Raw genomic sequence first — 26005 nt, forward strand, 5'->3', positions numbered from 1 at the left:
TTCACAATCGGCACCATGCTTGTTCTCATCGGTTATATCGTCGCCTTCGGCTGCATCTTCGGCATGTACGTGCTGCACGGCGGCAGCGTGGGCGTTCTTGTCAAGGCGCTGCCGTTCGAGATGGTGACCATTGGCGGTGGCGCCCTGGGCGCTTTTATCGTCAGCAACCAGCCCAAGGTGCTCAAGGCTACGGCCAAGGCGATTCCCTCGGCGCTCAAGCCCTCGCGCTATAACAAGGCTCGTTATATGGAAGTGATGGCGCTTCTGTACGAGCTGCTGCAGAAGGCGCGCAAGGAAGGCCTGATGTCGATCGAGTCCGATGTGGAAGATCCGCAGTCATCGACGGTGTTTCAGAACTATCCGCAGCTGATGGCCGACCACCATGTCGTCGAGTTCCTGACCGACTATCTGCGCATGATGGTCTCGGGCAATCTCAACTCGCATGAGATCGAGGCGCTGATGGACAGCGAAATCGAAGCCCATCATGCCGAGGCCCATGCGCCGGTGATGGCTCTGAATCGTCTGGCGGGCGCCTTGCCTGCCTTCGGCATTATTGCGGCCGTGCTGGGTGTGGTGAACACCATGGCTTTCGTGGGGCAGCCCCCTGCGGTACTGGGCGGCATGATCGCCTCGGCGCTGGTGGGTACCTTCCTCGGGATTTTGCTGGCCTATGCGCTGGTGGAGCCCATGGCTGCGTTGCTGGAGCAGCGTGCCCAGGATGCGGCCAAGGAGTTCGAGTGCATCAAGGCGACGCTGCTGGCCAGCATGCAGGGCTACAACCCGGGCACGGCCATTGAGTTCGGCCGCAAGGTACTGTTCTCCACCGAGCGCCCAGGCTTTCTGGAGTTGGAGTCGCACGTCAAGGGTAAGAAGTGATGAGTGCCCGCTCTCGCCAGGATGTAGTAATGGAGCGCTTCCATGGCTGACAAGAAGCTGCAGCCCATCATCATCAAGCGCGTCAAGAAGACCGCCCATGCCCACCATGGTGGTGCCTGGAAGATTGCCTATGCCGACTTTGTGACGGCGATGATGGCCTTCTTCCTGCTGATGTGGCTGCTGGGCTCGACCGCTCAGGGCGAGCTGCAGGGGATTGCCGCGTATTTCAATTCGCCGCTGAAGGTGGCCATGTCGGGCGGCAGCGGTGCGGGCAACAGCTCCAGCATCGTGCCGGGTGGCGGCAACGACCTGTCCAAGGTGCACGGCCAGGTGCGCCGCTCCGAGTCCGAAGACAATGCCAACCGTCGCTCCAGCCAGGCCATGGGCCGGGCCGAAGAGTCCGCACGCGATGCACAGCGTCTGCATGCGCTCAAGGCCAAGGTAGACAGCATGATTGCCAACAATGCGCGTCTGAACGAGTATCGCTCGCAGATTCGCACGGAGATCACGCATGACGGCCTGATGATTCAGATCGTCGACGACCAGAACCGCCCCATGTTCGATAGCGGCAGTGCCGTGGTCAAGCCCTATATGCGCGACATTCTGCGCGAGATCGGTGCGGCCATGGGCAATGCGGAAAATCGCATCAGTCTCTCAGGCCACACCGATGCTGCACCCTACGGCAATGCCGATCGCGGCTATAGCAACTGGGAATTGTCGGCCGACCGCGCCAATGCTTCGCGCCGCGAGCTGGTGGCAGCCGGCATGCCTCTGGACAAGCTGGCGCGTGTAGTGGGCATGTCAAGCAGCGACCTGCTGCTGCCCGAGGAGCCGCGCGCGGCGCAGAATCGCCGCATCACGATTACCGTGCTGACCAAGGAGGCCGAGCGCCGTGTGCTGGGCAATGACAAGGAGCGCAGCACGGAGCAGGTGACCAGTGCCGAGGAGGCTGCCAGCACGATCAATCAACCCAAGGCCCGGCGCGCAGTCCCCAGCGCTGCCGACAAGCAGTCTCTGGATGCCAAGGAAGAGTTTGTTGTAACAAACCCTGAAGTTGCCACGGAGACTGTCGAAAAGCCTGACAATGCACGTCCAATGCCGGGAGGTTGACAAATTGTTACCATCACGGCTGAAAACTTGTTCCCACGCACCTATTCCGACCGAAAGGGCCTCTCGTGGCTAATGCCCTGCGATTTTTGATTGTTGACGACTTCTCCACCATGCGCCGCATCGTGCGCAATCTGCTCAAGGAGAGTGGCTTTGCCGATGCCGATGAAGCCGAAGATGGTGTGGTTGCCATCACCAAGCTGCGTGCTAGCAAGTTCGACTTTGTGGTGACCGACATCAACATGCCGAACATGAACGGCTTTCAGCTGCTCACCGAGATCAAGCAGGATGAAAAGCTCAAGCATCTGCCCGTGCTGATGGTGACTGCCGAAGCCCGCAAGGAAGATATCGTGGCAGCCGCCCAGGGCGGCGCGGCCGGCTATATCGTCAAGCCCTTCACCAAGGCCACGCTGGAAGAGAAGGTCAATCTCATCATCAAGAAACTCGATCTCTGAGCCATGAGCAGCGACCAGGCTTCCGCCAACGTCCACTACAAGATTGGCGTACTCACACGCCAGTTGCATAACTCGCTCAATGAGCTGGGCTATGCGGATCGTTTGCGTGGCAGTGCAGGGGAGCTTCCCGATGCGCAAAGCCGTCTGTCCTATATCGCCCGCTTGACGGGCGAAGCGGCCAACAAGGTGCTGGGCCAGGTTGAGGTGACGCAGAACCGCCAGGATGCGCTGGCCGAGCGTACCCGTGCCATGCGTGCAGAACTCATCAAGGATCCTGTGGCTGCGGTGGCCAAGGGGCGCGTGATGAACTATCTGCAGGAGGTGGAAGAGGGTACGGAGCAGACCAATAGCCATCTGACCGAGATCATGATGGCGCAGGACTTCCATGACCTCACCGGTCAGGTGATTGCGCGTGTGGTGGCGTTGGCGGCTGATCTGGAGTCGCAACTGCTGCAGCTGCTGATCCAGACTTCGCCGGATACTGCCCAGATGCCGGCCCTGGCGCCCGTGGAAGCTGTGCAACCCAAGCTGGCCGGCCCGGTGGTGGATCCCGAAAACACCACCGACGTGGTGACTTCGCAGTCCCAGGTTGATGATCTGCTGGCCAGTCTTGGCTTTTAAAAAATATAGCTGATTGCGCTTTGCAGATAAGCGTTTGAGCCCGAAAAGCCCGATCTTTGAATGGATCGGGCTTTTTTATTGGACGCTGCCAGGAAGGCGGAGCGCAAAAAGCCCGCATGTCATCACAACATGCGGGCAAGCCTTGGAGGGCAATCTGCCTTTTGAGCGGTGTGCGGCGTTGCGCCGATCACACCTGCATATTCATTACATCGGAGTAGGCCTGCACCAGGCGGTTGCGCACATGCAGCGTGGCCTGAAAGCCGATCTGCGATTTTTGCATGGCCACCATGGTCTGCTCAAGGCTGACGGCAGGGTTTTCCAGCTGCACTTCGCGCTGCAGCTGGCCGGAATGGTTTTGAGCGGCGCTCACCGATTGCAGTGCATTTTGCAAAGCCTGACCGAAGCCGCCGGCCGCGGGCGCAGTGCCGGCGCTGCCGACCTTGGTGAGCTGGTTGCCCAGCTGGGCGGGGTTGATTGCTGGGATCTTCAGGTCCATATATTTATCCAACTGGCTTGGTGAGTTGGAGGTGATCGTAGGTTTTTCGCTTGATCGCAGACGGGCAATAAGTGGGTGAATCGGCTTGCTTATCGGGGGAACGCCACCGGCCCGAGTCCGAATAATCCACTGGACGCTAGACCTCGTGTGGGGTCTGACACCATGGAATCAAGATGTCTGCTGTAGCTGAAGTACCTGTCCCCAATGCCGTGCCCGGTGCCACGTATGCGCCCCGCCCTGCGCTTGCGCAGCGCTGGAATGCGCTCGACCGTGGCCAACGTCTTCGCTGGGGCGCGCTGGCGGCCCTGGTCGCTGTAGGCCTGGTGGCGGCGGCGGTGTTCTATCGCCAGCCTGATTACAAGCTTCTGTTTTCCAACGTCAGCGATAAGGATGGCGGTGCCATCGTGGCGCAGCTGACGCAGATGAACGTGCCCTACAAGTACAGCGAGGGTGGCGGCGCCATTCTCATCCCCGCAGACCGTGTGCACGATGTACGCCTGAAGCTGGCCACGCAAGGCCTGCCCAAGGGCTCGGTGACGGGCTTCGAGCTGATGGAGAACAGCAAGTTCGGCATCACCCAGTTTCAGGAACGCCTCAATTTCCAACGCGGCCTGGAAGGCGAGCTGACCCGCTCCATCCTCGCGCTCAATGCCGTGCAGAGTGCCCGCGTGCATCTGGCCCTGCCCAATCAGAACGGATTTTTTCGCGAGCAGCAAAAGCCTTCGGCTTCCGTGCTGCTGAGCCTGCATCCGGGTCGCATGCTGGACCGTGCGCAGATCGCGGGCATCGTGCATCTGGTGGCTTCCAGCGTGCCCGAGATGGAGCCTTCGGCCGTCAGCGTGGTGGACGACACCGGCAAGCTGCTGTCGCAGTCACCTGACGGCAACGCAGGCGGCGTGGACATGCAGCAGTTCCTCTATACCCAGCAGGTGGAGCAGCAATATGTGCGCCGCATTCTGGACATTCTGGAGCCCGTGGTCGGCAAGAACAATGTGAAGGCTCAGGTTTCGGCCGAGCTGGATTTCAGCCAGACCGAATCGACTTCCGAGCAGCATCGTCCCAATCAGTCCACCGACGGCGGGGCCGTGCGCAGCCAGCAGGTGATGGAAACCAATGGCGAGAAGACGGCCACTCCACCCACCGGTGTGCCTGGCGCGACCAGCAACCAGCCACCGCAGAACTCCACCGCACCCATCAACGGTGCCAATCCTGCGCCGCAGGCCGCTGGTGCAGGCCAGGGCAACGGCCAGGGCAACAAGCGCGAGTCCATCACCAATTACGAAGTGGACAAGACTGTCAAGGTCACACGCGGCAGCACCGGCACCGTCAAGCGCCTGACGGCTGCGGTGGTGGTCAATGCACCGCTGGCCGCTGCGGCAGGTACCGATGCCGCGACAGCGGCTGCGGCAGCCGCTGTCAGCTCTGGCTTGCGTCCCCTGACGGCCCAGCAGCAGGAGCAACTGCTCACGCTGGTGCGTGAAACCGTGGGCTATAGCGCCGACCGAGGCGACTCGGTGAATCTGGTCAGCGCTCCCTTCATGGACAGCGGCGCGGCACCGGCCGAGCTGCCGATGTGGAAGGACCCCGAAATTCAGGCCATGGCCAAGAGCCTGGGTGTGCCGATTGCGCTGGCTCTGTTTGGTGCCCTGGTGCTGCTAGGCCTGGTGCGCCCCTTGCTCAAGGGACGCAATACCGGCCCCGGCGCTCAGCTCAATGCCATTGAAGCCGAGGCGCTGGATAGACCTGCTCTGCCTGCACCTGCGAAGGAGCTGTCGCCGACCAAGGAGCAGGAGCGACTGGATCAGGCCCGTCATCTGGCCAAGCAGAACCCGATCGCGGTGGCGAACATCGTGAAGACATGGATTAACGGTGAAGGGTGACGAAGTCACCCCCTGAGGCGCGTTGCGCCTTCCCCCTCTCTCTTTGGGAGGGGGACGATGCCCTCGCTGCGGGGGCGGCCCTTGCTCGGCATCCCTGGCATGGGACGGTTGAATAACTAGTAGAGAGTTTTGAATATGGACGATAGAGGTCTGAACGACGCTGCCATCTTGCTGGTCTCCCTTGGTGAGGAAGAGGCGGCCGAGGTGTTCAAGCACCTCACGCCCAAGGAAGTGCAGAAGCTGGGCGAGACGATTGCCCGCATGCGTGGCGTGACGCGGGAAAAGGTGGATTTCGTGATCGACCGCTTCACCAGTGATGCTGCGTCGCAGAGTCTGCTGGTCGACGATGCCAGCGACTATGTCCGCTCGGTGCTCAAGCGTGCGCTGGGCGATGACAAGGCGGCGCTGCTGATCGACCGCATCATGCAGGGCGGCGATATCTCGGGCATCGAAAGCCTGAAGTGGATGGATCCGCTGTCGGTGGCCGAGCTGCTGCGCGGCGAGCATCCGCAGATCGTGGCCGCGATTCTGGTGCACCTGGAGTATGAGCAGGCCGCTGCCGTGCTGATGCAGTTCCCCGACCGCGCACGCAGCGAGGTCATGCTGCGCGTGGCCACGCTGGAAGGCATCCAGCCCACGGCACTCAAGGACTTGAACGAAGTGCTGTTCAAGGTGCTGGCGGGGGGCGACAAGGTGCGCAAGACCTCGCTGGGCGGCGTCAAGACCGCAGCCGAAATGCTCAATCAGATGGGCGGCAATGCCGATGTGGCGGTGCTCGATACCATCCGCAACTACGACCCCGAGCTGGCACAGAAGATCATGGACAAGATGTTCGTCTTCGACGATCTGGTCAAGCTCGACGACCGCTCTGTGCAGCTGGTGCTGCGCGAGGTGGTGTCCGAGACGCTGATCGTGGCGCTCAAGGGCGGCTCCATGGAGGTGCGCGACAAGATTCTGGCCAATATGTCCATGCGTGCGGCCGAGTCGCTGCGCGAGGACCTGGAAGGCCGCGGCCCCATGCGTCTGTCCGAAGTGGAAGCCCAGCAGAAGGAAATCCTCAAGGTCGTGCGTCGTCTGGTCGAGGAAGGCCAGGTAACCATCGGCTCTGGCCCGGAGGACAGCTATGTCTAAGGGCCAGCCTCCGCGCTCGCACTCGCGCTTTATCCCGCAGGAAGAGATCGACGACAGCACCGTGGTGCAATGGCGCTTCGGTGCGATGGATGCGCAGGATCGCGGCGTCTTCGCGCCCGCACAGCAAGCGGCCTTCATACCGGCGGGGGTAGAGCATTTCAACGGTTTTTCCCCCTCTATTGCCCATCAGCCGCAGGCGCAGCCAGAAGTGCAGGCGGTGGAGCCGGTGGAGCCAGCCGAGCCGGCTTTCGACGAAGAGCAGCTGCAGCAGATGCTGGAGCAGGCACGCGCCGAGGGCCATGCACAAGGCCTGGCCGAAGGCCGCACCCAGACGCAGCAGCAATGGCAGCAGTACCTGGACGACCATATCAACGGCGCGGGCCGCGAGAGTGCTCAACGTGTCGACGGCGTGTTGCGGGGCCTGGAAGACAACTTCAAGCAGCTGCAGTCGGACATGGCCCAGGAGCTGCTGAATCTGGCCTGCGACATCGCACGTCAGGTGGTGCGCCAGGAGCTGCGCAGCCAGCCCCAGGCCTTGCTGCCCGTAATTCGCGAAGCGCTGGACATGCTGGTCGACGAGAGCCGCCCGGTGACCGTGCGTCTGAATCCAGCCGACTTTGAACTGCTCGACGAAGCCCTGCGCGCCGAGCATGGTGCGCACAGCCGTATCCAGTGGCTGGGCGATGCCTCGATTGCCCCTGGCGATGTCAAGGTGGAGTCGGGTGGTGCCGAGATCGACGGCGGCCTGGGCAAGCGCTGGCGTCGTGCCGTGGCGGCTCTGGGCCTGGTCTCCACCTGGTATGACGGAGACAAGGCATGAACCCCTGGCAGCAGTTCATGAGCCAGGCGCGCGCACGCTATGCCGAGCCTGTGCCGCTGGAATGCCAGGGCCGTCTGACCCGGCTGACCGGCATGGTGCTGGAGGCTTCGGGGCTGCGTGTGCCAGTGGGGGCGCAATGCCATATTCATCAGCACGGGCAGGAGCCTGTGCTGGCCGAGGTGGTCGGATTTGCCGGCGAGCGCGCCTTTCTGATGCCTGCGGGCGATATTCAGGGTCTGTCCAGCGGTGCCATGGTGACGCCGGCAGCCCCCTTTGTTCCCGTGCCCCAGCTGGGCGTGGTGGAGACCGAGAAAGTCAGCCAGACCGTGGGTGTGCTGCGTCTGCCCATGGGGGATGGCTTGCTGGGGCGGGTGGTGGATTCGCAAGGCATTCCGCTGGACCATGCGGGCGAGCTGGGCAGCGTGGTGCCCGAGGTGCTGGATCGCAACCCCATCAACGCCATGGACCGGGACCCCGTGCGCGAGTCGCTGGATACCGGTGTCAAGGCGCTGAACGCGCTGCTGACCGTGGGTCGCGGCCAGCGTCTGGGTCTGTTTGCCGGCTCGGGTGTGGGCAAGTCCGTGCTGCTGGGCATGATGGCGCGCTACACCCAGGCCGATGTGATCGTGGTGGGCCTGATCGGCGAGCGTGGCCGCGAGGTCAAGGAGTTCGTTGAGGACATCCTGGGTGCCCAGGACCGCAGTCGTGCGGTGGTGGTGGCCGCGCCCGCTGATGCGCCGCCGCTGCTGCGCATGCAGGGCGCCAGCTACGCCACGGCGATTGCCGAGCATTTCCGCGACAAGGGCAAGCATGTGTTGCTGCTCATGGATTCCTTGACCCGCTACGCCATGGCCCAGCGCGAAATCGCCCTGGCCATCGGCGAGCCGCCGGCCACCAAGGGCTATCCGCCATCGTGCTTTGCCAAACTGCCCGCGCTGGTGGAGCGCAGCGGCAACGGTCTGCATGGCGTGGGCTCGATCACGGCCTTCTACACCGTTCTGTCCGAAGGTGACGATCAGCAGGACCCGATTGCCGATGCGGCCCGCGCCATTCTCGACGGTCACGTCGTGCTCTCGCGGGCCCTGGCCGAGACCGGACATTACCCGGCCATCGATATCGAACAGTCGGCTTCGCGCGTCATGCACAACGTGGTTTCGCGCGAGCATTTCGAGTTGGCACGCCGCTTTCGCGCCGTCTATTCGCGCTACCAGAAGGGGCGTGATCTGGTGCAGGTCGGCGCCTATGTGCCGGGATCCGATCCGCAACTGGACGAGGCGATTGCGCTGCAGCCCGCCATGACCGGGTTTCTGCAGCAAAGCATGTTTGAAAGCTCCAGCATGGAGCAAAGCCTTGCCGGCATGGCACAAGCCATGCAGCAGGGCTGAGCATCAACGGGTTAGCCAGAGGGAGAGTCGCAGATGTCGTCCTTGAATGCCTTGAACGTCGCCATTGAAGCTGCAGAACGCAAGCGTGACGCGGCCCGCACCGCCATGCAGGAGCGCCAGCGCGCCCAGCAGGCGGCGCAGGCCCAGATGGATCAGCTGCAGGGCTATGTCCTTGAGATGCAGGCACGCTGGGGAGCCCAGGAAGGGCTGGCCGTGCAGCCCGAAGTCATGCATCACCAGTATCAGTTCATGGAGCGCCTGCAGCACGCCATCGGCTTGCAGACCCGGGTCGTGGCCGATCAGGACATTCGCCTGGAGACCTCGCGTCAGGCCCTGCTGGCGGCCGAGCTGCGCGTGACCAGCCTGCAGAAAGTGGTGCAGGCCCGCCGCCGTGATGTGGCACTGGCCCAGATGCGGCGCGATCAAAAAGATACCGACGAGCGCGCCACCATGGCATTTTTTCGACGCAGCTTCGGTCTGCAGCTCCAGGAGGCCTGAGCATGGCGGAAACCAGAATTGACGGCCCGCGTGGCGGCGAAGCGCGCACCGGCAAGGCCATGGCGCAGTCCATGAGTTCGGCCAAAAGTGCTGCCGCAGCAGGCGAGTCTGGCCAGGGATTTTCATCGCTGCTGGCATCGCTGGACGGATTCGTGACTGCAGGCCTGCCTCAGACGGCGCTGCAGACCGCCGAGGTGTCGGACGCGAAGCCGGCACCAGGCGAGCAGGATGCGCTGCTGATCGCTCAAGGCCATGCGCCGTGGATGAGTCTGGTCGGGCAGACCGCCCAACTGGATGGACAGGGGGACGCAGATCTGCGCCAGGGCGTAGCCACCGACTTTCTGTCAGGCAGAGGCCATGCCGCGCAGCTTGCCCATCGCCAGGCTTTGCAGCCCGGGTCCGAGCAGGCGCATGCTGCATTCATGGGCAAGGATTTGCAATCAAATCAGGCTCAAACGTACACAAAACAGGTGCAAGCAGCTATTAATTCTGATGGGGCTGCCTTGCCGCAGCAGCAGGATGCAGCCGCGCAGGGGCAGGACAGCGGGCACAGCGCACTGGCTTCGGTGACTGAAGAGGCACCTGCTGCGCGCGTCGAGCCAGCTGTGCACAAGGCGCAGGCCTTGCCGCAGCAAGGCATCAGCCTGCAGGGCATGACTGCCGTGCAGCCGCAGGCCCTGGAAGGTCTCAAGGATTTGCTGCGTGCGGCCCGCTCGCTCCAGCAGGATGAAGCTGCGCCACAGGGCAAGACGGCGGCAGTGCAGGGCGGGGCCGACCTGCAGGCTGCAGCGGCTGCCGTCGGGGCAGCCATGGGGGCGGCGAGCGCCGGCATGCAGGGCGGCGGCCAGAACAGCTCCGACTTCGGCCAGAGCCTGGCGGGGCAGGATGCGGGACCTACAGAGCGTGAGCAGGAGGTGTCCGAGCAGGTGGCCTTCTGGGTGCATCAGAAAACGCAGAATGCCGCGCTGTCGATCCAGCATGAGGGCAAGGCTATCCAGGTCCAGGTGCAGCTGAACGGCCAGGAGGCTCATGTACGCTTTGCCGCGGGCGATGAGCAGGCACGCCAGTTGCTGGCCGATGGTCAAGCTCAGCTGCGCGAGCTTTTGCAGGCCCAGGGGCTGAATCTGAGCGGCGTCAGTGTGGATGCGGGCGGTGCCGGCGCCCGGTCCGGGGGGGACAGCCAGGGCGAGGACGCACGGCGCGCCCAGGCCAGGGTGGCCCGGGTTTCGGTCAATGCTGCCGAGCTGCCCATGGGAGCGGCCGGTGCGCACAATGGCGCGCGGCCGGTGCAGTCCGGTGTGGACCTTTTCGTGTAAATGATCAGAGCCGGCTCACGGAAACGGTGAGCCGGACAGGGCGTGAAACCCGGAATGAAGCCGGGTTTCGCGCTTTTATTCGGGCAATGGTCTGCAGGGCGGGCGGCGAATAATTCAGGCGTGGATCTTCCGTGTCGCGGCAATGGCTGCGAGGTGGATGCAGTCCCCCACTCTTGAGGAATACCCGCCGTGTCAGCCAATCCCAATGCCGCCCCTGTTGCACCTGCTCCTGCCAAAAGCAAGAAGCTGATCGTCATCGTGGCCATCGTTGCCGTGCTGGCCATCGTGGCTGCCGCGGCCTATGTGCTGATGATGCAACGCCAGCACAGCAGCGCCGATGGCGAAGAAGAGGTCAGCGCCAAGGCCACAGTGCCCACTTTCCTGCCACTGGACAATATGGTGGCCAATCTGGCTGACCCCGGCGGCGACCGCTTTGTGCAACTGGGCATCACGCTGGAGCTGGCCGACGAAAAGACGGCCTCCACCGTCAAGCAATATCTGCCCAGCATCCGCAACGGCATTCTGATGCTGGTGTCCCAGCGCACGGCCGACGAGCTGCTGGCGCGCGAGGGCAAGGAAAAACTGGCCGCCGACATTCTCACCGAGGTCTCGGCGCCTCTGGGCTTCGGCTCAGGTGCCAAGAAGCGCTCGCGCGACGATGAGGACGCCGACGAAGACGGCCAGCGTGCCAATCGCAAGGGGCCTGTGCGTCGCGTGCTGTTCTCCAGCTTCATCATTCAGTAAGCAGGGAGGGAGTGCATGAGCGATTCTTTTCTCTCTCAGGAAGAGGTTGATGCTCTTCTTGAAGGCGTTACCGGCGAAAGCCAGCGTTCCGAGGTGGTGGAGGTCGATCTCGGCCAGGTCCGCAGCTACGACATCTCCAGCCAGGAACGCATCGTGCGTGGGCGCATGCCCACCATGGAAATTGTCAACGAGCGCTTTGCCCGTAACTTCCGCATCGGTCTGTTCAACTTCATCCGCCGCAGCCCCGAGGTTTCCGTCGGCACGGTGACGGTGCAGCGCTACAGCGCCTTTCTGCGCGAGCTGGCCGTTCCCACCAATTTCAACATCATGGCCATTCGCCCACTGCGCGGCAATGGCCTGATCGTCTGCGATCCCTCGCTGGTGTTCGGCGTGATCGACACGCTGTACGGCGGCACGGGTCGCCTGCAGACTCGTATCGAGGGGCGCGACTTCTCGACCACCGAGCAGCGCGTGATCAACCGCATGGTCAATGTGATCTGCGAGGAATACAAAAAAGCCTGGCATGGCATCTATCCGCTGGAGCTGGTTTATCAGCGCTCGGAAATGCAGCCGCAGTTCGCCAACATCGCCACGCCCAGCGAAATCGTGGTCTCCACGGCTTTTCAGCTGGAAATCGGCGATATCTCGGGCTCCATCCACATCTGCATGCCCTATGCAACGCTGGAGCCGATTCGCGATGTGCTGTATTCCTCCACTCAGGGCGATGCCATCGAGGTGGATCGCCGCTGGGTCAAGGTGCTGACGCGGGAGATTCAGGCTGCCGAGGTCACGCTGGTGGCCGAGCTGGCCCGCGCCGATGCCACGGTGGAGCAACTGCTGGCCATGCGCCCCGGTGACTTTATCGAGCTCGACCGTGAGCCGCTGATTCGCGCCTCCATCGGTGGAGTGCCGGTTTTCGAGTGCCAGTACGGCACGCACAACGACAAATATGCAATCCGCGTGGAACGCAGCCTGCGCGGCGGCGAGACCAGCTGGATGGGAGAGAAGCATGGCAATTGACGATAACAACAAGCCCGCGGGTGACGATCCGTTCTCCGGCTGGGCCGAGGCGCTGGAAGAGCAGCGTCAGCATGACCAGGCCGTCGAAGGCCCCGAGCTGTCCGACCAGGGCGGGCCGCTGGCAGGCGACGCCGCTCGCAGCTATGGCGATGTGCCGGTGCACGATATCAACATGGTGCTGGACATTCCGGTTCAGCTGTCCGTGGAGCTGGGCCGCACCAAGGTGCCCATCAAATACATTCTGCAGCTGGCTCAGGGCTCGGTGGTGGAGCTCGATGCTCTGGCCGGCGAACCCATGGACGTGCTGGTCAACGGCTACCTGATCGCCCAGGGCGAGGTGGTGGTGGTCAACGACAAGTTCGGTATCCGCCTGACGGACGTGGTGACACCGTCCGAGCGTCTGCGCCGGGTCAGCCGTGGTTGAGAGCGCGGCCAACTCTGCGGCAGCGACCCCTTCGATGTGGCCCACGCTGCTGCTGGTCATCCTGTTTGTGGCGGTCATGGCGGCGTTGCCCTGGCTGGTGCGTCGTCTGCAGCAAAAAAACCTCCTGCCCCGCGGCATGGGGATGGCCCGTGGTGCCGCCTCAGTTCCGGCGCAGGTGCTGGGCACGCTGGCCATTGGCCCTCAGCAGCGGGTGGTGACCGTGCAGCTGGGTGAAGGGGAGCAGGCCGTGCGCCTGGTGCTGGGCGTGACGGCGCAGCAGATTCAATGCCTGCATGTGCTGCAAGACTCGTCCGCGACTTTGCAATCCGACCGTGCAGCCCATTCACCTGCTGTCTCGTCGTTCACCGACTCGCTGATGCGCGCGCAGGCCGACGAAGCGGCCCGGAATTCTGGAAATGTCTAAATTCGTCTCTCGTGCTGCTGCCGCTGTCCTGCTGGCCATGCCCCTGATGGCCGCAGCCCAGGGCGCACCCGCCAGTCTGCCGCTGCTGGTGGGACAGGGCGCGGGCGGCACCAGCTATTCGGTGCCCATCCAGACACTGCTGTTTTTCACGGCACTGTCGTTCCTGCCCGCCATCTTGCTGTTGATGACGGGCTTTACCCGCATCGTCATCGTGCTGAGCCTGCTGCGCCAGGCTCTGGGCACGCAGTCCGCGCCGCCCAATCAGGTGGTGATCGGTCTGTCGCTGTTTCTCACCATGTTTGTGATGGGGCCCACGCTGGACAAGGTCTATCAGGACGCCTACCTGCCCTATACGCAAAACAGCATCAGCTTCGAACAAGCCATGGAAAAGGCCGAAGCCCCCATGCGCGGCTTCATGCTCAAGCAGACGCGCCAGTCGGACTTTGCGCTGTTCAAGCGCCTGGCCAAGCTGGATGCGAATGTCACGGCAGAAACAGCACCTCTGCGTGTGCTGGTGCCGGCCTTTGTGACCAGCGAGCTGAAAACGGCTTTTCAGATCGGCTTCATGATCTTCATTCCGTTTCTGGTCATCGACATGGTGGTGTCTTCCATCCTCATGTCGCTGGGCATGATGATGCTCTCGCCCGTGCTGGTGGCCCTGCCTTTCAAGCTCATGCTGTTTGTACTGGCCGATGGCTGGAACCTGATCATCGGCTCTCTGGCGGCGAGCTTTGCTACATGAGATACCCCCTGAGGCGCTTGCCTAGGCGGCCCGCGCCTTCCCCCAAGGGGGACGGCATCCTTGCTGCGAGGCGGCTCTTGCTTGATGCCTCTCACTTAGGCTGCGCCAGTTTCAAGTGCGTTTAATCCTGTCGCTAATGTGGGGAGAAAAACAATGACTTCTCAATTTGTTCTGACCTTTGGCCGCGAGGCGCTGACCCTGCTGCTCATGATCTCCATGCCTGTGCTGGGCGTGGTCATGGGCGTGGGTCTGCTGGTGAGCGTCTTTCAGGCCGTGACTCAGGTGCATGAGGCCACGCTGGCCTTTGTGCCCAAGCTCATCGCTGCCGTGCTGGTGTTTGCCGTGGCGGGACCGTGGATGCTGTCCACGCTGGTGGATTTCATTCGTCGCACCATAGAGAGCATTCCAGGTTCGGTGGGATGATTTCCTTTAGCGAAGCCCAGATCGCCGCCTGGCTCTCGCCGCTGATCTGGCCGTTTGTGCGCGTGCTGGCGCTGTTCACCACAGCGCCTGTGTTTTCTCAGAAAGCCATCCCCACGCGGCTCAAGGTGGGGCTGGCTTTTCTGGTTGCGCTTTGCGCGCAGCCCGTGCTGGGCGAGCAGACGGTGGTCAGCATTGCCTCGGCCCAGGCGCTGGGCACTCTGGTGCAGCAAGTGGTGATCGGCCTGTCCGTGGGCTTTGCCGTGCGCCTGGTGATGGCGGCCATCGAAGTCGCCGGTGAAGTGATTGGCCTGCAGATGGGCCTGAACTTCGCGTCTTTCTTCGATCCGACCAGCAATGCCCAGCTCAGTGCCGTGGCACGCTTCATGGTGCAGATTGCCACCTTGCTGTTCATTGTCATCAACGGCCATCTGCTGGTGCTGATGGCGGTTCTCAAGAGCTTTGAAGCCTTCCCCGTCGATGGCAACTTTCTGCAGGCCATCTCCCAGATGCGGATCCACGAGATGGGCAGCGCCGTCTTTGCCAGCGCTTTCTGGATTGCCCTGCCAATGATTGCCATGCTGCTGTTCGTCAACCTGGTGCTGGGCATCATCTCCCGTGTCGCGCCGCAGATGAATATCTATGCCGTGGGCTTTCCTGTCACCTTGACTGTGGGTCTGCTGGGCCTGACGGCGACTCTGCCCCTGCTGGAGCAGCCCCTGGTGGCCTTGCTGCAAAAAGGCATGGCAGTCTTCGGTGCTTAATGTGAATGCTATATATTTAATAGCTTGATGCGCTTTGCAGCAAATGAATCAGTCCGTTTTGGATCTTGAATCAAAGCGCTGCCTCTATGCCGGCGCGCAAGCCAGAGATAGGCAGCCGCGCATGGCCTGCCGCCCGTTTCAGGGCGTATCGATCAGTCCGTTCTTGATGGCATAGGCGGTCAGCTCCGCGTTGCTGCCCATGCCCAGCTTCTCCAGCACCCGTGCCCGGTACACGCTCACCGTCTTGGGGCTGAGCATCAACTCCTGCGCAATATCGGTCTGGCGCTGACCGCTGGCAATTTTCAGCAGTGTCTGCATCTCACGCTCGGACAGGGTTTCATGCGGCACAGGGGCGGCCGGCTGGGCCAGGCTGTCGGCCAGCATCTGGGCCACTTCGGCAGTCAGGTATTTGCGTCCGCTGTGGACGGTGCGCACGGCATCGATCAGCAGCACCGGATCCCCCGCCTTGTTGGCATAGCCGGCCGCGCCGGCCTTGATGCTGCGCAAGGCGTACTGGTCTTCGGGGTACATGGAGACCATGATGACGCGGATCTGCGGATGCGTTTCGCGCACGCTGGCCAGCACTTCCAGGCCGCTGCGGCCCGGCATGTTGATGTCCAGCAGCAGTACATCGCAAGTTGCGTCGCGCAGTTGCTCACGCAGTTCGGCATAGCTGCCCGCTTCCGCCGTGACGCTGATGTCCGTCGCCTCCGCCAGGGTGTCGCGTATGCCCCGGCGCAAAATGGCATGGTCGTCGCAAAGCACCACGTGAATCAAGGTCGCTCTCCCAGGAAGTCAGATGGCGGACCGGGCAAGCGCCTGGTTGGGCGGCTCATGCCTGGATCTCTGCCAGAGGAATGGTGAGAATGATAGAGGTTCCTAGGCCGGGGTGGCTGCTTACATCCAGCCAGCCTTGAATTGTTCGTGCGCGCTCACTTAGTCCTCTGAGTCCGAAAGACTGCGGCTTGTTGCGATCATCCTGGCTCAAGCCTACCCCGTTATCTGTTACTTCCAGTGTCAAAAAACCCTCGTGGTCGGACAAATCCAGCTTCACCTGGCTGGCTTGTGCGTATTTGCTGATATTGGTCAAGGATTCCTGTGCCGTACGGTAGACCACCACCTGCTGCGCGGGGGCGATCTCCATATGCTCACGGCTGGTGTGCAACTGGGCGGGTATGCCTGTGCGGCGCTCGAAGTCCTGGGCCAGCCATTGCACGGCGGCCACCAGTCCCTGGTCCAGAACGGGCGGGCGCAGGTCCTGCATGATGCGCTGGCTGGCACCCAGTGCGTGCTCCAGCATCTCCAGTGCCGATCTGGCATGCTCTCGCTGCTTGCCCTCGGGGCTGTTGCGGATCAGCCAGGCCAGATCGAACTTGACGGCAGTGAGCGAGCCGCCGATGTCATCGTGAATCTCACGCGAGATATTGGCACGCTCCTGCTCGATGCTGGTGTGCAGGTGTTCGGTCAGCTCGGCCAGGCGCTTTTCGGACTCGGCCAGCTGCAGTGCGGCGCGGCGGCGGGCTCGCCTCGCCTCATGGACCTCCACGGCGCGCTTGATGACATGGGGCAGGCCGTTGATCTGGTCCTTGAGAAGATAGTCGCTGATGCCCAGCCGCATGATGTCCACGGCGGCGGATTCGCCGATCGCACCCGACAGCAGCACAAAAGGGGGGGCATCGGCACGGTCGCACACCAGGTCCCAGACGTCGAGAGCCGTGAAGCCGGGCAGATGGTAGTCCGCCAGAATCAGGTCGAAATCCTGTGTCTCCAGGGCGCCCTGTACCTCCTGCAGACTGTCCATGGTCGTGAGCGTGCAGGGCAGCTGCCCGCGCTTGAGACTCAGGCGTGCCAGAGCCTGATCTGCGACAGAGTCTTCAATATGAAGGATTTTCAAGGTCTGATTCCGGAATTGCATATCGCCAAGGACGCTATCATTGGATACATTTTGGAACATCGAGGGCTGTTGTCGTCAGGTCGTGGCAGTGTGTCACGGGGGACGGACTGCTGATCGGTTCATTTCGTGGAGCATGGCGGCAGGGCCGTCATGATGGTTTTACGCAGTTGGAGTAACAATGCAGACGATGCAAAACCCTTCGGGTGTGCCTGCAGTTGCCGTGCCGGTGATGGTGGCTGCGGAGCTGCAGGATGCCTTGCTGGTCACGCTGCGTGATCTGCAGCGTCTTGAAGGGCTGCTGGACCATGCCACGCACAATCTGCTGGAGCGCTTTGAGCAAGTCAACGGGCAATTGTCGCAGCCGGCCTTACCCGATTCTGCAGCACTGGCTACAGCACGTGAGTCGCTGCGGCTGGCGGTGACCGAGCTCCAGTTTCACGATATGTCGTCTCAGCTGATTGCCCATATGGCACATACCTTGCAAGCCTGCGCTTTCAGGCTCGGGGCTGCCGCCATGGGCAGGGACGAGGACGAGGCGGAGTCCGCCATCAGTCTGCCAAACCTGCCCGAAAAGCCCAATCCCGTCACGCAAAGCGAGATGGATGCCGGCTCTGTGGAGCTGTTTTGAACTTCTACCCTGTTTTCCGTTGCCCGTCTGTTGGAGCTGTACATGCGATCGATTCTGGCTGTTGATGATTCCCCCTCGATGCGAAAGATGGTGTCTTTCACATTGAGCAGTGCTGGTTTTAAGGTGGTGGAAGCCGTCGACGGTGTGGATGCGCTGGAAAAAGCGCAGGCGCAGAACATCGATCTGGTGCTGGCCGACCAGAACATGCCGCGCCTGGACGGCATCGGTCTTACGCGCAAACTGCGTGAAAACCCGAAGTTCAAGGGCACGCCCATCCTGATACTGACCACGGAATCCAGCGACCTGATGAAGCAGGCGGGCCGGGCCGCAGGTGCCACGGGCTGGCTGGTCAAGCCCTTCGATCCCAATAGATTGATCGAAGTTATTCAAAAAGTGCTGCGTTAAGCCGATAACAACGAATCACAGCAGGAAACACCATGGCGGATACACACCAGGATGGCGCAGGTTCGGGCGCAGACTTCGACCTTAGCCAGTTCTATCAAATCTTTTTCGAGGAAGCGAGCGAGAACCTCGACCAGATGGAGCAGATGCTGCTCAGCCTGGACCTTTCGGCCGCCAACGATGAAGAGCTCAACGGTATTTTCCGCTGCGCCCACTCCATCAAGGGCGGTGCGGCGACCTTCGGCTTCTCGGATGTGACCGAGCTCACGCACCGCATGGAATCCCTGCTGGACCGCCTGCGTCGGCATGAAATCACGCCCATCCCCGAGATGGTCGATGTGCTGCTGGAGTCGGCGGACGCCAGCCGCAGCCTGTTGGCACGTCACCAGTCCGGTGACGAGGGCGAGCCGGTTTCCACTGCGGAACTGGTGGTGCGTATCGAGGCCCTGGCCCAGGGCCTGACCGAAATCCCCCAGGTCAACCGCAGTGCCGCGGCTGCCGAGCCTGTACAGCCAGCTGCCGCTGTTGCCGCAGTGGTGGCGGATACACCCGCTCAAGCGCCGGCCCCCGTAGCCCAGGCGGCAGAGCCAGGCCCTGTGATTGGTACCGAGCCTCCCGAGGGCGCGCGCGAGCTGACGATCGAGATCGGCCCGCTGTCCCGGCTGGAGCTGGGCGACGCCATCAAGGAGCTGTTCCGCGATATTCCGGGGCTGGGCACGATTCAGGACCAGGTCGGCACCAAGGCCGATCACCGCCTGTTCAAGGTCAGGACGGTGTCCACCGATGACGAGCTGCGCGATCTGTTTGTATTCCATGTCTCCAAGGAGCAGGTGCAGATCAGCGATACGGCCCAGCCGCAGTCCGCAGCCGAGCCTGTGGTCGAGCCTGAAGCTCTGGTTGATGAAGAGGCTGCCATGCCGCCCCACAATCTGCCGGCCGAAGAAGCCTACGGCTTTTTTGCGGGCGCTCCGGGCAGCCCCGAGGCTCAGCAAAATCAGGAGCATGCCGCGCTTGCCGGCGCTGCAGGTGCTGCGCAAAAGGCCGCACCCAAGGCCGCTGCCGCCCACATGGAGTCCACCAGTATCCGCGTGGATGTGAAGAAGGTGGACCAGCTCATCAATCTGGTGGGCGAGCTGGTCATCACCCAGGCCATGCTGGCGCAAAACAGTCAGGGGCTGGATCCGACGACCTATCAGCAGCTGCTGGCCGGTCTGGCCGATCTGGACCGCAACACGCGCGACCTGCAAGAGTCCGTGATGTCGATCCGCATGATTCCCATGTCCACCGTGTTCAGCCGCTTCCCGCGCATGCTGCGCGACCTGGCGGGCAAGCTGGGCAAGAAGATCGATCTGGTCACGCTGGGCGAAGCCACCGAACTGGACAAGGGCCTGGTCGAAAAGATCACCGATCCGCTGACCCATCTGGTGCGCAACAGCGTGGACCACGGCATCGAGATGCCCGAGGACCGCATCGCTGCAGGCAAGTCCGAACATGGCACGCTGACGCTGGCGGCATCCCATCAGGGCGGCTCCATCGTCATCGAGGTGCGCGACGACGGCAAGGGCATGAATCGCGAGAGGATTCTGAACAAGGCCCGCGAGCGCGGCATGGATGTCTCCGACAGCATGCCCGACAGCGATGTCTGGCAGCTGATCTTCGCGCCCGGCTTCTCGACGGCTGACGTGGTCACCGATGTCTCGGGCCGCGGCGTGGGCATGGACGTGGTCAAGCGAAACATCACATCGTTGGGCGGCACGGTGGAGATCGAGTCCGTTGCCGGTGTGGGCATGAAGGTGGCGGTGCGTCTGCCGCTGACGCTGGCCATCATGGACGGCATGTCCGTCGGTGTGGGCGAAGAGGTCTATATCCTGCCGCTGTCTTCGGTGGTCGAGTCCTTCCAGGTCAAGGCCGACGATGTCAATACCGTGGCCAACGGCACGCAGCTGGTCAAGGTGCGTGACGAATACATGCCGGTGATCGCGCTGGAGCGCACTTTCCAGGTGCCGCGCGCCGACGAAAGCCAGACGAGCAACATCATGGTGGTGGTCGAGGCCGAAGGCAGCCGCGTGGCGCTGCTGGTCGACGAGCTGTTGGGCCAGCACCAGGTGGTGGTCAAGAACCTGGAAAGCAATTACCGCAAGGTGCCCAATGTATCGGGTGCCACCATTTTGGGCGATGGATCCGTGGCACTGATTCTGGATACGGGCGCTCTGGTGCGCCGTACCCGCCACTGAGGCAGCCGACCCGAACAACGCAGAGAGAGCCGACATGAACATCATCAACAAGACTGCCGAAGGCGTGGCCACCGGGGCCCGCGAATATCTGACCTTCCGCCTGGGCGAGGAGGAATACGGCATCGACATCCTCAAGGTGCAGGAAATCCGTGGCTACGAGCAGCCCACGCGCATTGCCAACGCGCCCGAGTTCATCAAAGGCGTGGTCAATCTGCGTGGCACCATCGTGCCCATCGTGGACATGCGCCTGCGCTTCAATTGCTCCGAGGTGGAGTACAACGCCTTCACCGTGGTCATCATCCTGAACCTGCGCAACCGCGTGGTCGGCATTGTGGTGGACTCGGTCAGCGATGTGATGGAGCTGCCCGCCGACGCCGTGCGTCCTGCACCCGATATCGAAAGCGCCATCGACAGCGGCTGCATTCTGGGTCTGGGTTCGGTGGGCGAGCGCATGCTGATCCTGCTGGACATCGAGAAGCTCATGGGCAATGTCGACATGGGCCTGGTGGCCTCCGAAGCCTGAGCGCGCCAGAGGTCTGTGTGCTGAACCTGGGACGTAATGCTTCATTCGCAGCCTCTCCTGCCAGGCTTGAGCAGGATGATGAGGCGCTGCCGGGCAGCATGTCCGGCCCGCTGGCGCAAGGGCGCGAGTTCGTCTGGTCCAACCGCGACTTTGCCCGTGTGCAAGCGCTGATCTACAAGCGTGCCGGCATCAGCTTGCATGATGGCAAGCACGCCATGGTCTACAGCCGTTTGTCGCGCCGCCTGCGCGAGACCGGGCATGAGAGCTTTGTCAGCTATCTGGATTGGCTGGAGAGCATCAACGACGGACCCGAATGGCAGGAGTTCGTCAATGCTCTCACCACGAATCTGACCTCGTTTTTCCGTGAGCAGCATCACTTCGACATCCTGGCTCAGCATCTGCGCAGCCACAAGCCCGGCGGCAATGGCTGGAAGGTGTGGTGCAGTGCGGCCTCCACGGGAGAGGAGCCTTACTCCATCCTGATGACGGCGGTGGAGAGTCTCGGCGCCTCGGCCAGCTTTCAGCTCATGGCCAGCGACATCGACTCGCGCGTGCTGGAAACCGCCTCGCGCGGCGTCTACCGGGCAGAGAACCTCAAGGGTGTGAGCACCGAGCGGCTGCACCGCTTTTTCCTGCGTGGGCGCTCGGCCAACTCCGGCATGGTGCGGGTCAAGCCGGAGCTGCGCCGCATGGTGGACTTTCTCAACGTCAACCTGATTGCCGGCGATTGGCCGTTCCGGGAGACCTTCGACATCGTCTTCTGCCGCAACGTGATGATTTATTTCGACGCATCGACCCAGCGTCGCGTGCTGGAGCGCATTCATCAGGTGATGCGTCCGGGTGGGCTGCTGTTCGTTGGTCATGCCGAGAACTTCAGCGATTCGCGCGACCTGTTCGCGCTCAAGGGCAAGACCGTCTATGAGCGCCAATGAAGCTGAAGGGCAGGGCTGCAAGTCATGAGGAATCTGAGCTCTCCGCTGGATCTGCCAGGTGCTGGCGCTGCCAGGCCCCTGCGCGGCAACAGCTTCGTGCCCCAGGGCTATCCTGATGCGGCCATGCCGGCGCCGGTCTCATCGCTGGAGCAGCTCAAGCGCCAGCCGCGCCAGCCCGGCGAGGCCTCGTTCTTCTACTACGACCCACACTTCCAGCTCAATTCGGCCAAGGTGCTGCCGGGCGAGTACTTTGTCTCGCGCGACGAGATGGCCATCGTCACCGTGCTGGGCTCCTGCATCGCCGCCTGCCTGTGGGATCGTTTCATGCGCATCGGCGGCATGAACCACTTCATGCTGCCCGATGGCGACAGCAGCGATGTCTCGGGGCGCTATGGTTCTTACGCCATGGAGCTGCTGATCAACGAGATGCTCAAGATGGGCGCACGGCGCGAATCCATGCAGGCCAAGATTTTTGGCGGCGCCCAGGTCATGGCCAATTTCACGACCATGAATGTGGGTGAGCGCAACACCAGTTTTGTGACTGAGTATCTGCAAACCGAGCGCATTCCCATCGTCTCCGAAGACGTGCTGGATATCTATCCGCGCAAGGTGGTGTTTTTTCCATCCACGGGCAAGGCCATGGTCAAGCGCCTGGCACACGCCCATCCCGAGGCATTGGTGCAGCAGGAAATCACTCGCGGCAACGCGGCTGCGGTTGCGCGCAATACGGCGGGCGGCTCTGTGGATCTGTTTTGAGGAAGGTTGAGCGTTGTTAAAGCCAAAAATCCGGGTGATCGTGGTGGACGACTCTGCGCTGGTGCGCAGTCTTCTGGCCGAGATCATCAATCGCCAGCATGACATGGAGTGCATCGGCTCGGCCAATGATCCCTTGATCGCGCGTGAAATGATCCGCGATCTGAACCCCGACGTCATTACGCTGGATGTGGAAATGCCCCGTATGGACGGCATCGATTTCCTCGGGCGGCTCATGCGCCTGCGTCCCATGCCCGTGGTGATGATCTCCACGCTGACCGAGCGCGGTGCCGAAGTCACCATGCGCGCCCTGGAGCTGGGGGCCATCGACTTTGTGGCCAAGCCCCGCGTCGGTGTGGCCAACGGCCTGCAGGAGCTGGCCAGCCAGATCGTGGACAAGATTCGCGTGGCAGCCGTGGCCCAGGTGCATCGCCTGCCGGTGGTGCCCCACGGTGTGGCAGCGGCAGCGAGTGCGGGCGCCAAGCCTGCTGCGCCCCGTGCGCCGGCGGCACCCAGCCTGCTGGGGCGCATCTCGACCGAAAAAATCATCGCCATCGGAGCCTCCACCGGGGGGACGGAAGCGATTCGTGAGGTGCTCACGCATCTGCCGGCCGACTGCCCGGCCATCGTCATCACCCAGCATATGCCGCCGGGCTTCACCACCAGTTTTGCGGCGCGGCTCAACAGTCTGTGCCAGATGACGGTCAAGGAGGCCACGCACGGCGAGCGTTTGCTGCCCGGCCATGCCTATATCGCTCCTGGCGGCAAGCATTTCTCCATCACACGCAGCGGTGCCAACTATGTGGCCGTGGTCGATGATGCGCCGCCCGTCAACCGTCATAAGCCCTCGGTGGAAGTGCTGTTCAAGTCAGTGGCCGCCAGCGCCGGGCGCAATGCCTACGGCATCATGCTCACCGGCATGGGGGCCGATGGCGCCACCGCCATGCGCGAGATGCGCGATGCCGGCAGCTACAACCTGGTGCAGGACGAGAGCACCTGCATCGTCTTCGGCATGCCCCGCGAAGCCATTGCCCACGGTGCGGCCGATGAGGTGCTGCCTCTGCCGCAGATCTCTCATGCCCTGCTGACCAAGCTACGTGGCGGCTCGGACCAGGTTCATCACCGTATCTGAGATCGCATAAAAAGAGAGCGCCTTACGCTTGTCAGATAATGATTTCAGGCTTCTATAGCTTTGAAATCAATGCCTGACAGGCGAAAGGCGCTCTCTTATTTGATTGCCTGATTATTCAGACAGCAAGGTCCAGCGCTCCAGCGCCTCCATCAGTGCTTCATCAATCTCCGCGTCGCGCTGGTGCATGGCGACGGCCTTGGCGTTGTCGCTGGCAAACAGGCTGCCGTCGGCCAGCGCCTGCTGAATCTGCTTTTGCTCGGTCTCCAGTGCGGCAATCGTGGCCGGCAGGGCTTCCAGCTCGCGCTGATCCTTGTAGCTGAGCTTCTTCTTGGGGCTGGCCGCAGCGTCGGTGCGGCTTGCGACGGGCTTGGGCTCCTCCCTGGGGGCGGACTTGGCCTGTGCGGCTTCGGCCATGGCCTTGCTGCGGCGCGATTGCTCCATCCAGTCCGTCACGCCACCTTCGTATTCACGCCAGTGGCCGGGGCCTTCCCAGGCAATCGTGCTGGTGACCACGTTGTCGAGGAAAGTGCGGTCGTGGCTGACCAGAAAGACCGTGCCGTCATAGCTTTGAAGCAGGTCTTCCAGCATGTCCAGCGTCTCGATGTCCAGGTCGTTGGTCGGCTCGTCCAGCACCAGAACATTGGCCGGTCGCGCAAACAAACGGGCCAGCAGCAGGCGGTTGCGCTCGCCGCCTGACAGCGATCGGACCGGGGAATGCGCACGCGCCGGAGAGAACAGAAAGTCCGCCAGATAGCTCTTGACGTGCTTTTTCTGGTTGCCGATCTCGATCCACTCGCTGCCGGGGCTGATGAAGTCTTCCAGCGTGGCATCCAGATTCACCTGATGACGCATCTGGTCAAAGTAGGCCACTTGCAGATTGCCGCCCAGGCGCACCTGGCCGCTGTCCGGAGCCAGCTCGCCCAGAATCATCTTCAGCAGCGTTGTCTTGCCTGCGCCGTTGGGGCCCAGCAAGCCGACCTTGTCGCCACGCAAAATGGTGCCGCTGAACTTCTCGACGATCTTCTTTTCGCCAAAGGACTTGCTGACATCGGTCAGCTCGGCCACGATCTTGCCCTGATAGCCGTCGCCCTTGCCGGATGCGATATCCATGTTTACGCTGCCCAGCACATCACGGCGCTGGGCACGGCTGGCACGCAATTCCTGCAGACGGCTGATGCGGCTCTGGCTGCGGGTGCGGCGGGCTTCCACGCCCTTGCGGATCCAGACCTCTTCCTGGGCCAGCAGCTTGTCCGCCTTGGCGTTGATGACGGCTTCCTGGCTGAGCTGCTCTTCCTTTTGCAGCACGTACTGGGAGAAGTTGCCCGGGTAGGTGCGCAGAACGCCCCGATCCAGCTCCACGATGCGAGTGGCGATGCGGTCCAGAAAGCTGCGATCGTGGGTGATCGTGATCACGCTGCCCTTGAAGGCAATCAGCAGCTCTTCCAGCCACTCGATGGAGTCCAGGTCCAGGTGGTTGGTCGGCTCGTCGAGCAACAGGACATCGGGGCGGGCCACCAGAGCCTGGGCCAGTGCCACGCGCTTGCGGGTGCCGCCGGACAGGCTGCCCACCAGGGCATTCGGGTCCAGATGCAGGCGCTGCAATGTTTCCTCTACGCGCTGCTCCCAGTTCCAGGCGTCATAAGCCTCGATCTGTGTCTGCAACTCGTCCAGATCCTCGCCCTCGCCGCCAGCCAGGTAGCGCTCGCGAATCGCAATCACGGCGGCAATGCCGTCCGACGCCGACTCGAAGATGGTGTGCTCCGGGTTCAGGTCGGGCTCCTGCGCCACATAGGTAATGCGGACCCCGTTCTGCACCTGGAGCTGGCCGTCATCGGCCTTTGCCAGGCCGCCCAGAATCTTGAGCAGCGAAGACTTGCCGGCGCCGTTGCGGCCGATCAGGCCGACGCGCTCGCCGGTCTCCAGGGAAAAATTTGCGTGATCCAGCAGGGCCACGTGCCCGAACGCCAATTGAGCGTCTAACAAAGTAATCAGTGCCATCGTGCCTGCATTATCGTTGGCCTCCATAGAGACAGCGGCCGTAAGGCCGCTGTCTCTATCTCTGTCTATGGACGCAGCCCAGGCAAAGACCACGCTGGCAGATGAATCTTTTGTGTCAAAAGCGGCGTGGCTAGGGTTTCACCTATGCTATAGTTCGACCCATCGCAGCAAACGACTGCCTCGCAAAAACTCAAAAGTTCTTGCCCGGAAGTGAAAAAGTTGTGATACACTACAAGGCTTCGCTGATCGCAGCAAGCAACGAGATTCAAGATCGGGTTTTCTGATTTTGCACTCGGTTCCTTAAAAAAATACAGCCGATAAGCGTGGGCGTTTGAGGGCAAGCAGCCAGTTCTTCTGAACAAACTCTTCGGAGTTATCAAGCGCTC

General features: G+C 62.3%; 28 protein-coding genes. 24 read left to right on the forward strand and 4 right to left on the reverse strand.

What is annotated here, in order from left to right; all coding sequences use genetic code 11:
• Positions 1 to 15: 15 nt before the first annotated feature.
• From motA to DFO48_RS21715, 4 genes are all read left to right on the forward strand, one after another.
• Positions 16 to 876 (forward strand): flagellar motor stator protein MotA, encoded by an 861-nt coding sequence (gene motA / locus DFO48_RS21700; protein WP_003059167.1) that lies wholly within the window; start codon positions 16 to 18, stop codon positions 874 to 876.
• Between the two features lie 42 nt (positions 877 to 918).
• On the forward strand, positions 919 to 1986 hold the full coding sequence (gene motB, locus DFO48_RS21705; protein ID WP_003077950.1) for a flagellar motor protein MotB: 1068 nt from the start codon (positions 919 to 921) through the stop codon (positions 1984 to 1986).
• 65 nt (positions 1987 to 2051) lie between these two features.
• Positions 2052 to 2438 (forward strand): chemotaxis response regulator CheY, encoded by a 387-nt coding sequence (cheY, locus tag DFO48_RS21710; RefSeq protein ID WP_003059161.1) that lies wholly within the window; start codon positions 2052 to 2054, stop codon positions 2436 to 2438.
• Between the two features lie 3 nt (positions 2439 to 2441).
• Positions 2442 to 3059 (forward strand): protein phosphatase CheZ, encoded by a 618-nt coding sequence (locus DFO48_RS21715; protein WP_114864735.1) that lies wholly within the window; start codon positions 2442 to 2444, stop codon positions 3057 to 3059.
• Positions 3060 to 3246: 187 nt separating this feature from the next.
• Here DFO48_RS21715 and fliE read toward each other — a convergent pair whose 3' ends face one another.
• Positions 3247 to 3555 carry a flagellar hook-basal body complex protein FliE gene (gene fliE / locus DFO48_RS21720; protein WP_114864736.1) on the reverse strand — a complete coding sequence of 103 codons (309 nt, stop codon included), beginning with the start codon at positions 3553 to 3555 and terminating at the stop codon, positions 3247 to 3249.
• Between the two features lie 173 nt (positions 3556 to 3728).
• On the opposite strand from fliE, the gene fliF reads away from it, so the two are divergent.
• From fliF to fliR, 13 genes are all read left to right on the forward strand, one after another.
• A complete protein-coding gene (fliF, locus tag DFO48_RS21725) occupies positions 3729 to 5435 on the forward strand; it encodes a flagellar basal-body MS-ring/collar protein FliF (RefSeq protein WP_003077946.1) in 1707 nt (568 codons plus the stop codon).
• A gap of 135 nt (positions 5436 to 5570) precedes the next feature.
• Positions 5571 to 6566 (forward strand): flagellar motor switch protein FliG, encoded by a 996-nt coding sequence (fliG, locus tag DFO48_RS21730; protein ID WP_003059149.1) that lies wholly within the window; start codon positions 5571 to 5573, stop codon positions 6564 to 6566.
• A complete protein-coding gene (locus tag DFO48_RS21735) occupies positions 6559 to 7386 on the forward strand; it encodes a FliH/SctL family protein (RefSeq protein ID WP_114864737.1) in 828 nt (275 codons plus the stop codon). Before fliG ends, DFO48_RS21735 begins: the two co-directional genes overlap by 8 nt.
• Entirely contained in the window at positions 7383 to 8771 is a 1389-nt protein-coding gene (gene fliI / locus DFO48_RS21740) for a flagellar protein export ATPase FliI (protein ID WP_003077942.1), read from the forward strand. Before DFO48_RS21735 ends, fliI begins: the two co-directional genes overlap by 4 nt.
• A 33-nt stretch (positions 8772 to 8804) precedes the next feature.
• Positions 8805 to 9269, forward strand: coding sequence for a flagellar export protein FliJ (gene fliJ, locus DFO48_RS21745; protein ID WP_114864738.1), 465 nt, complete (start codon positions 8805 to 8807; stop codon positions 9267 to 9269).
• A gap of 2 nt (positions 9270 to 9271) precedes the next feature.
• Positions 9272 to 10585 (forward strand): flagellar hook-length control protein FliK, encoded by a 1314-nt coding sequence (locus DFO48_RS21750; protein WP_114864739.1) that lies wholly within the window; start codon positions 9272 to 9274, stop codon positions 10583 to 10585.
• A gap of 189 nt (positions 10586 to 10774) precedes the next feature.
• Positions 10775 to 11329, forward strand: a complete 555-nt coding sequence (gene fliL, locus DFO48_RS21755) for a flagellar basal body-associated protein FliL (RefSeq protein WP_114864740.1) — start codon at positions 10775 to 10777, stop codon at positions 11327 to 11329.
• A 15-nt stretch (positions 11330 to 11344) separates the two neighbouring features.
• Entirely contained in the window at positions 11345 to 12349 is a 1005-nt protein-coding gene (gene fliM / locus DFO48_RS21760; RefSeq protein WP_003077936.1) for a flagellar motor switch protein FliM, read from the forward strand.
• Positions 12339 to 12773, forward strand: coding sequence for a flagellar motor switch protein FliN (gene fliN / locus DFO48_RS21765; RefSeq protein ID WP_003077935.1), 435 nt, complete (start codon positions 12339 to 12341; stop codon positions 12771 to 12773). Before fliM ends, fliN begins: the two co-directional genes overlap by 11 nt.
• A 34-nt stretch (positions 12774 to 12807) precedes the next feature.
• On the forward strand, positions 12808 to 13197 hold the full coding sequence (locus DFO48_RS21770) for a flagellar biosynthetic protein FliO (protein WP_003077934.1): 390 nt from the start codon (positions 12808 to 12810) through the stop codon (positions 13195 to 13197).
• On the forward strand, positions 13190 to 13939 hold the full coding sequence (fliP, locus tag DFO48_RS21775; protein ID WP_003065455.1) for a flagellar type III secretion system pore protein FliP: 750 nt from the start codon (positions 13190 to 13192) through the stop codon (positions 13937 to 13939). The genes DFO48_RS21770 and fliP overlap by 8 nt, the downstream gene beginning before the upstream one ends.
• A gap of 153 nt (positions 13940 to 14092) precedes the next feature.
• Entirely contained in the window at positions 14093 to 14362 is a 270-nt protein-coding gene (gene fliQ, locus DFO48_RS21780; protein WP_003059126.1) for a flagellar biosynthesis protein FliQ, read from the forward strand.
• The gene (fliR, locus tag DFO48_RS21785) at positions 14359 to 15123 is read left to right on the forward strand and encodes a flagellar biosynthetic protein FliR (RefSeq protein ID WP_114864741.1); all 765 of its coding nucleotides are present in this window, start codon (positions 14359 to 14361) and stop codon (positions 15121 to 15123) included. The genes fliQ and fliR overlap by 4 nt, the downstream gene beginning before the upstream one ends.
• A gap of 138 nt (positions 15124 to 15261) precedes the next feature.
• Here fliR and DFO48_RS21790 read toward each other — a convergent pair whose 3' ends face one another.
• Both DFO48_RS21790 and DFO48_RS21795 read right to left on the reverse strand, forming a co-directional pair.
• Positions 15262 to 15900, reverse strand: coding sequence for a response regulator transcription factor (locus DFO48_RS21790; protein ID WP_003077932.1), 639 nt, complete (start codon positions 15898 to 15900; stop codon positions 15262 to 15264).
• A gap of 55 nt (positions 15901 to 15955) precedes the next feature.
• Positions 15956 to 17077 (reverse strand): histidine kinase, encoded by a 1122-nt coding sequence (locus tag DFO48_RS21795; protein ID WP_114864742.1) that lies wholly within the window; start codon positions 17075 to 17077, stop codon positions 15956 to 15958.
• Positions 17078 to 17195: 118 nt separating this feature from the next.
• Here DFO48_RS21795 and DFO48_RS21800 point away from each other — a divergent pair, with 118 nt between their 5' ends.
• From DFO48_RS21800 to DFO48_RS21830, 7 genes are read left to right on the forward strand one after another with little or no spacing between them, the layout of a single operon-like run.
• A complete protein-coding gene (locus DFO48_RS21800; RefSeq protein ID WP_003065446.1) occupies positions 17196 to 17645 on the forward strand; it encodes a hypothetical protein in 450 nt (149 codons plus the stop codon).
• A gap of 42 nt (positions 17646 to 17687) precedes the next feature.
• Positions 17688 to 18050, forward strand: coding sequence for a response regulator (locus tag DFO48_RS21805; RefSeq protein WP_003059121.1), 363 nt, complete (start codon positions 17688 to 17690; stop codon positions 18048 to 18050).
• 32 nt (positions 18051 to 18082) lie between these two features.
• Positions 18083 to 20281: a chemotaxis protein CheW gene (locus DFO48_RS21810; RefSeq protein ID WP_003077930.1), complete on the forward strand. Its 2199-nt coding sequence runs from the start codon at positions 18083 to 18085 to the stop codon at positions 20279 to 20281.
• A 34-nt stretch (positions 20282 to 20315) separates the two neighbouring features.
• Positions 20316 to 20804 (forward strand): chemotaxis protein CheW, encoded by a 489-nt coding sequence (locus DFO48_RS21815; RefSeq protein ID WP_003077929.1) that lies wholly within the window; start codon positions 20316 to 20318, stop codon positions 20802 to 20804.
• Positions 20805 to 20821: 17 nt separating this feature from the next.
• Positions 20822 to 21736, forward strand: a complete 915-nt coding sequence (locus DFO48_RS21820) for a CheR family methyltransferase (RefSeq protein WP_114864743.1) — start codon at positions 20822 to 20824, stop codon at positions 21734 to 21736.
• A gap of 24 nt (positions 21737 to 21760) precedes the next feature.
• Positions 21761 to 22492: a chemoreceptor glutamine deamidase CheD gene (gene cheD, locus DFO48_RS21825; protein ID WP_114864744.1), complete on the forward strand. Its 732-nt coding sequence runs from the start codon at positions 21761 to 21763 to the stop codon at positions 22490 to 22492.
• A 13-nt stretch (positions 22493 to 22505) separates the two neighbouring features.
• Positions 22506 to 23621: a chemotaxis response regulator protein-glutamate methylesterase gene (locus tag DFO48_RS21830; protein WP_199407038.1), complete on the forward strand. Its 1116-nt coding sequence runs from the start codon at positions 22506 to 22508 to the stop codon at positions 23619 to 23621.
• A gap of 111 nt (positions 23622 to 23732) precedes the next feature.
• Here DFO48_RS21830 and DFO48_RS21835 read toward each other — a convergent pair whose 3' ends face one another.
• Positions 23733 to 25619: an ATP-binding cassette domain-containing protein gene (locus tag DFO48_RS21835; RefSeq protein ID WP_114864748.1), complete on the reverse strand. Its 1887-nt coding sequence runs from the start codon at positions 25617 to 25619 to the stop codon at positions 23733 to 23735.
• Positions 25620 to 26005: the final 386 nt, after the last annotated feature.

Source organism: Comamonas sp. AG1104 (genome assembly GCF_003350425.1).
GTDB lineage: Bacteria > Pseudomonadota > Gammaproteobacteria > Burkholderiales > Burkholderiaceae_C > Comamonas > Comamonas testosteroni.

Excerpts from the sequence above, each read along its gene's own strand:
- motA (WP_003059167.1), top strand. The coding sequence starts at position 16 with ATGCTTGTTCTCATCGGTTATATCGTCGCCTTCGGCTGCATCTTCGGC.
- motB (WP_003077950.1), top strand. The coding sequence starts at position 919 with ATGGCTGACAAGAAGCTGCAGCCCATCATCATCAAGCGCGTCAAGAAG.
- DFO48_RS21715 (WP_114864735.1), top strand. The coding sequence starts at position 2,442 with ATGAGCAGCGACCAGGCTTCCGCCAACGTCCACTACAAGATTGGCGTA.
- fliE (WP_114864736.1), bottom strand. The coding sequence starts at position 3,555 with ATGGACCTGAAGATCCCAGCAATCAACCCCGCCCAGCTGGGCAACCAG.
- fliF (WP_003077946.1), top strand. The coding sequence starts at position 3,729 with ATGTCTGCTGTAGCTGAAGTACCTGTCCCCAATGCCGTGCCCGGTGCC.
- fliG (WP_003059149.1), top strand. The coding sequence starts at position 5,571 with ATGGACGATAGAGGTCTGAACGACGCTGCCATCTTGCTGGTCTCCCTT.
- DFO48_RS21735 (WP_114864737.1), top strand. The coding sequence starts at position 6,559 with ATGTCTAAGGGCCAGCCTCCGCGCTCGCACTCGCGCTTTATCCCGCAG.
- fliI (WP_003077942.1), top strand. The coding sequence starts at position 7,383 with ATGAACCCCTGGCAGCAGTTCATGAGCCAGGCGCGCGCACGCTATGCC.
- fliJ (WP_114864738.1), top strand. The coding sequence starts at position 8,805 with ATGTCGTCCTTGAATGCCTTGAACGTCGCCATTGAAGCTGCAGAACGC.
- DFO48_RS21750 (WP_114864739.1), top strand. The coding sequence starts at position 9,272 with ATGGCGGAAACCAGAATTGACGGCCCGCGTGGCGGCGAAGCGCGCACC.
- fliM (WP_003077936.1), top strand. The coding sequence starts at position 11,345 with ATGAGCGATTCTTTTCTCTCTCAGGAAGAGGTTGATGCTCTTCTTGAA.
- fliN (WP_003077935.1), top strand. The coding sequence starts at position 12,339 with ATGGCAATTGACGATAACAACAAGCCCGCGGGTGACGATCCGTTCTCC.
- DFO48_RS21770 (WP_003077934.1), top strand. The coding sequence starts at position 12,808 with ATGTGGCCCACGCTGCTGCTGGTCATCCTGTTTGTGGCGGTCATGGCG.
- fliP (WP_003065455.1), top strand. The coding sequence starts at position 13,190 with ATGTCTAAATTCGTCTCTCGTGCTGCTGCCGCTGTCCTGCTGGCCATG.
- fliQ (WP_003059126.1), top strand. The coding sequence starts at position 14,093 with ATGACTTCTCAATTTGTTCTGACCTTTGGCCGCGAGGCGCTGACCCTG.
- fliR (WP_114864741.1), top strand. The coding sequence starts at position 14,359 with ATGATTTCCTTTAGCGAAGCCCAGATCGCCGCCTGGCTCTCGCCGCTG.
- DFO48_RS21795 (WP_114864742.1), bottom strand. The coding sequence starts at position 17,077 with ATGTTCCAAAATGTATCCAATGATAGCGTCCTTGGCGATATGCAATTC.
- DFO48_RS21800 (WP_003065446.1), top strand. The coding sequence starts at position 17,196 with ATGCAGACGATGCAAAACCCTTCGGGTGTGCCTGCAGTTGCCGTGCCG.
- DFO48_RS21805 (WP_003059121.1), top strand. The coding sequence starts at position 17,688 with ATGCGATCGATTCTGGCTGTTGATGATTCCCCCTCGATGCGAAAGATG.
- DFO48_RS21810 (WP_003077930.1), top strand. The coding sequence starts at position 18,083 with ATGGCGGATACACACCAGGATGGCGCAGGTTCGGGCGCAGACTTCGAC.
- DFO48_RS21815 (WP_003077929.1), top strand. The coding sequence starts at position 20,316 with ATGAACATCATCAACAAGACTGCCGAAGGCGTGGCCACCGGGGCCCGC.
- cheD (WP_114864744.1), top strand. The coding sequence starts at position 21,761 with ATGAGGAATCTGAGCTCTCCGCTGGATCTGCCAGGTGCTGGCGCTGCC.
- DFO48_RS21835 (WP_114864748.1), bottom strand. The coding sequence starts at position 25,619 with ATGGCACTGATTACTTTGTTAGACGCTCAATTGGCGTTCGGGCACGTG.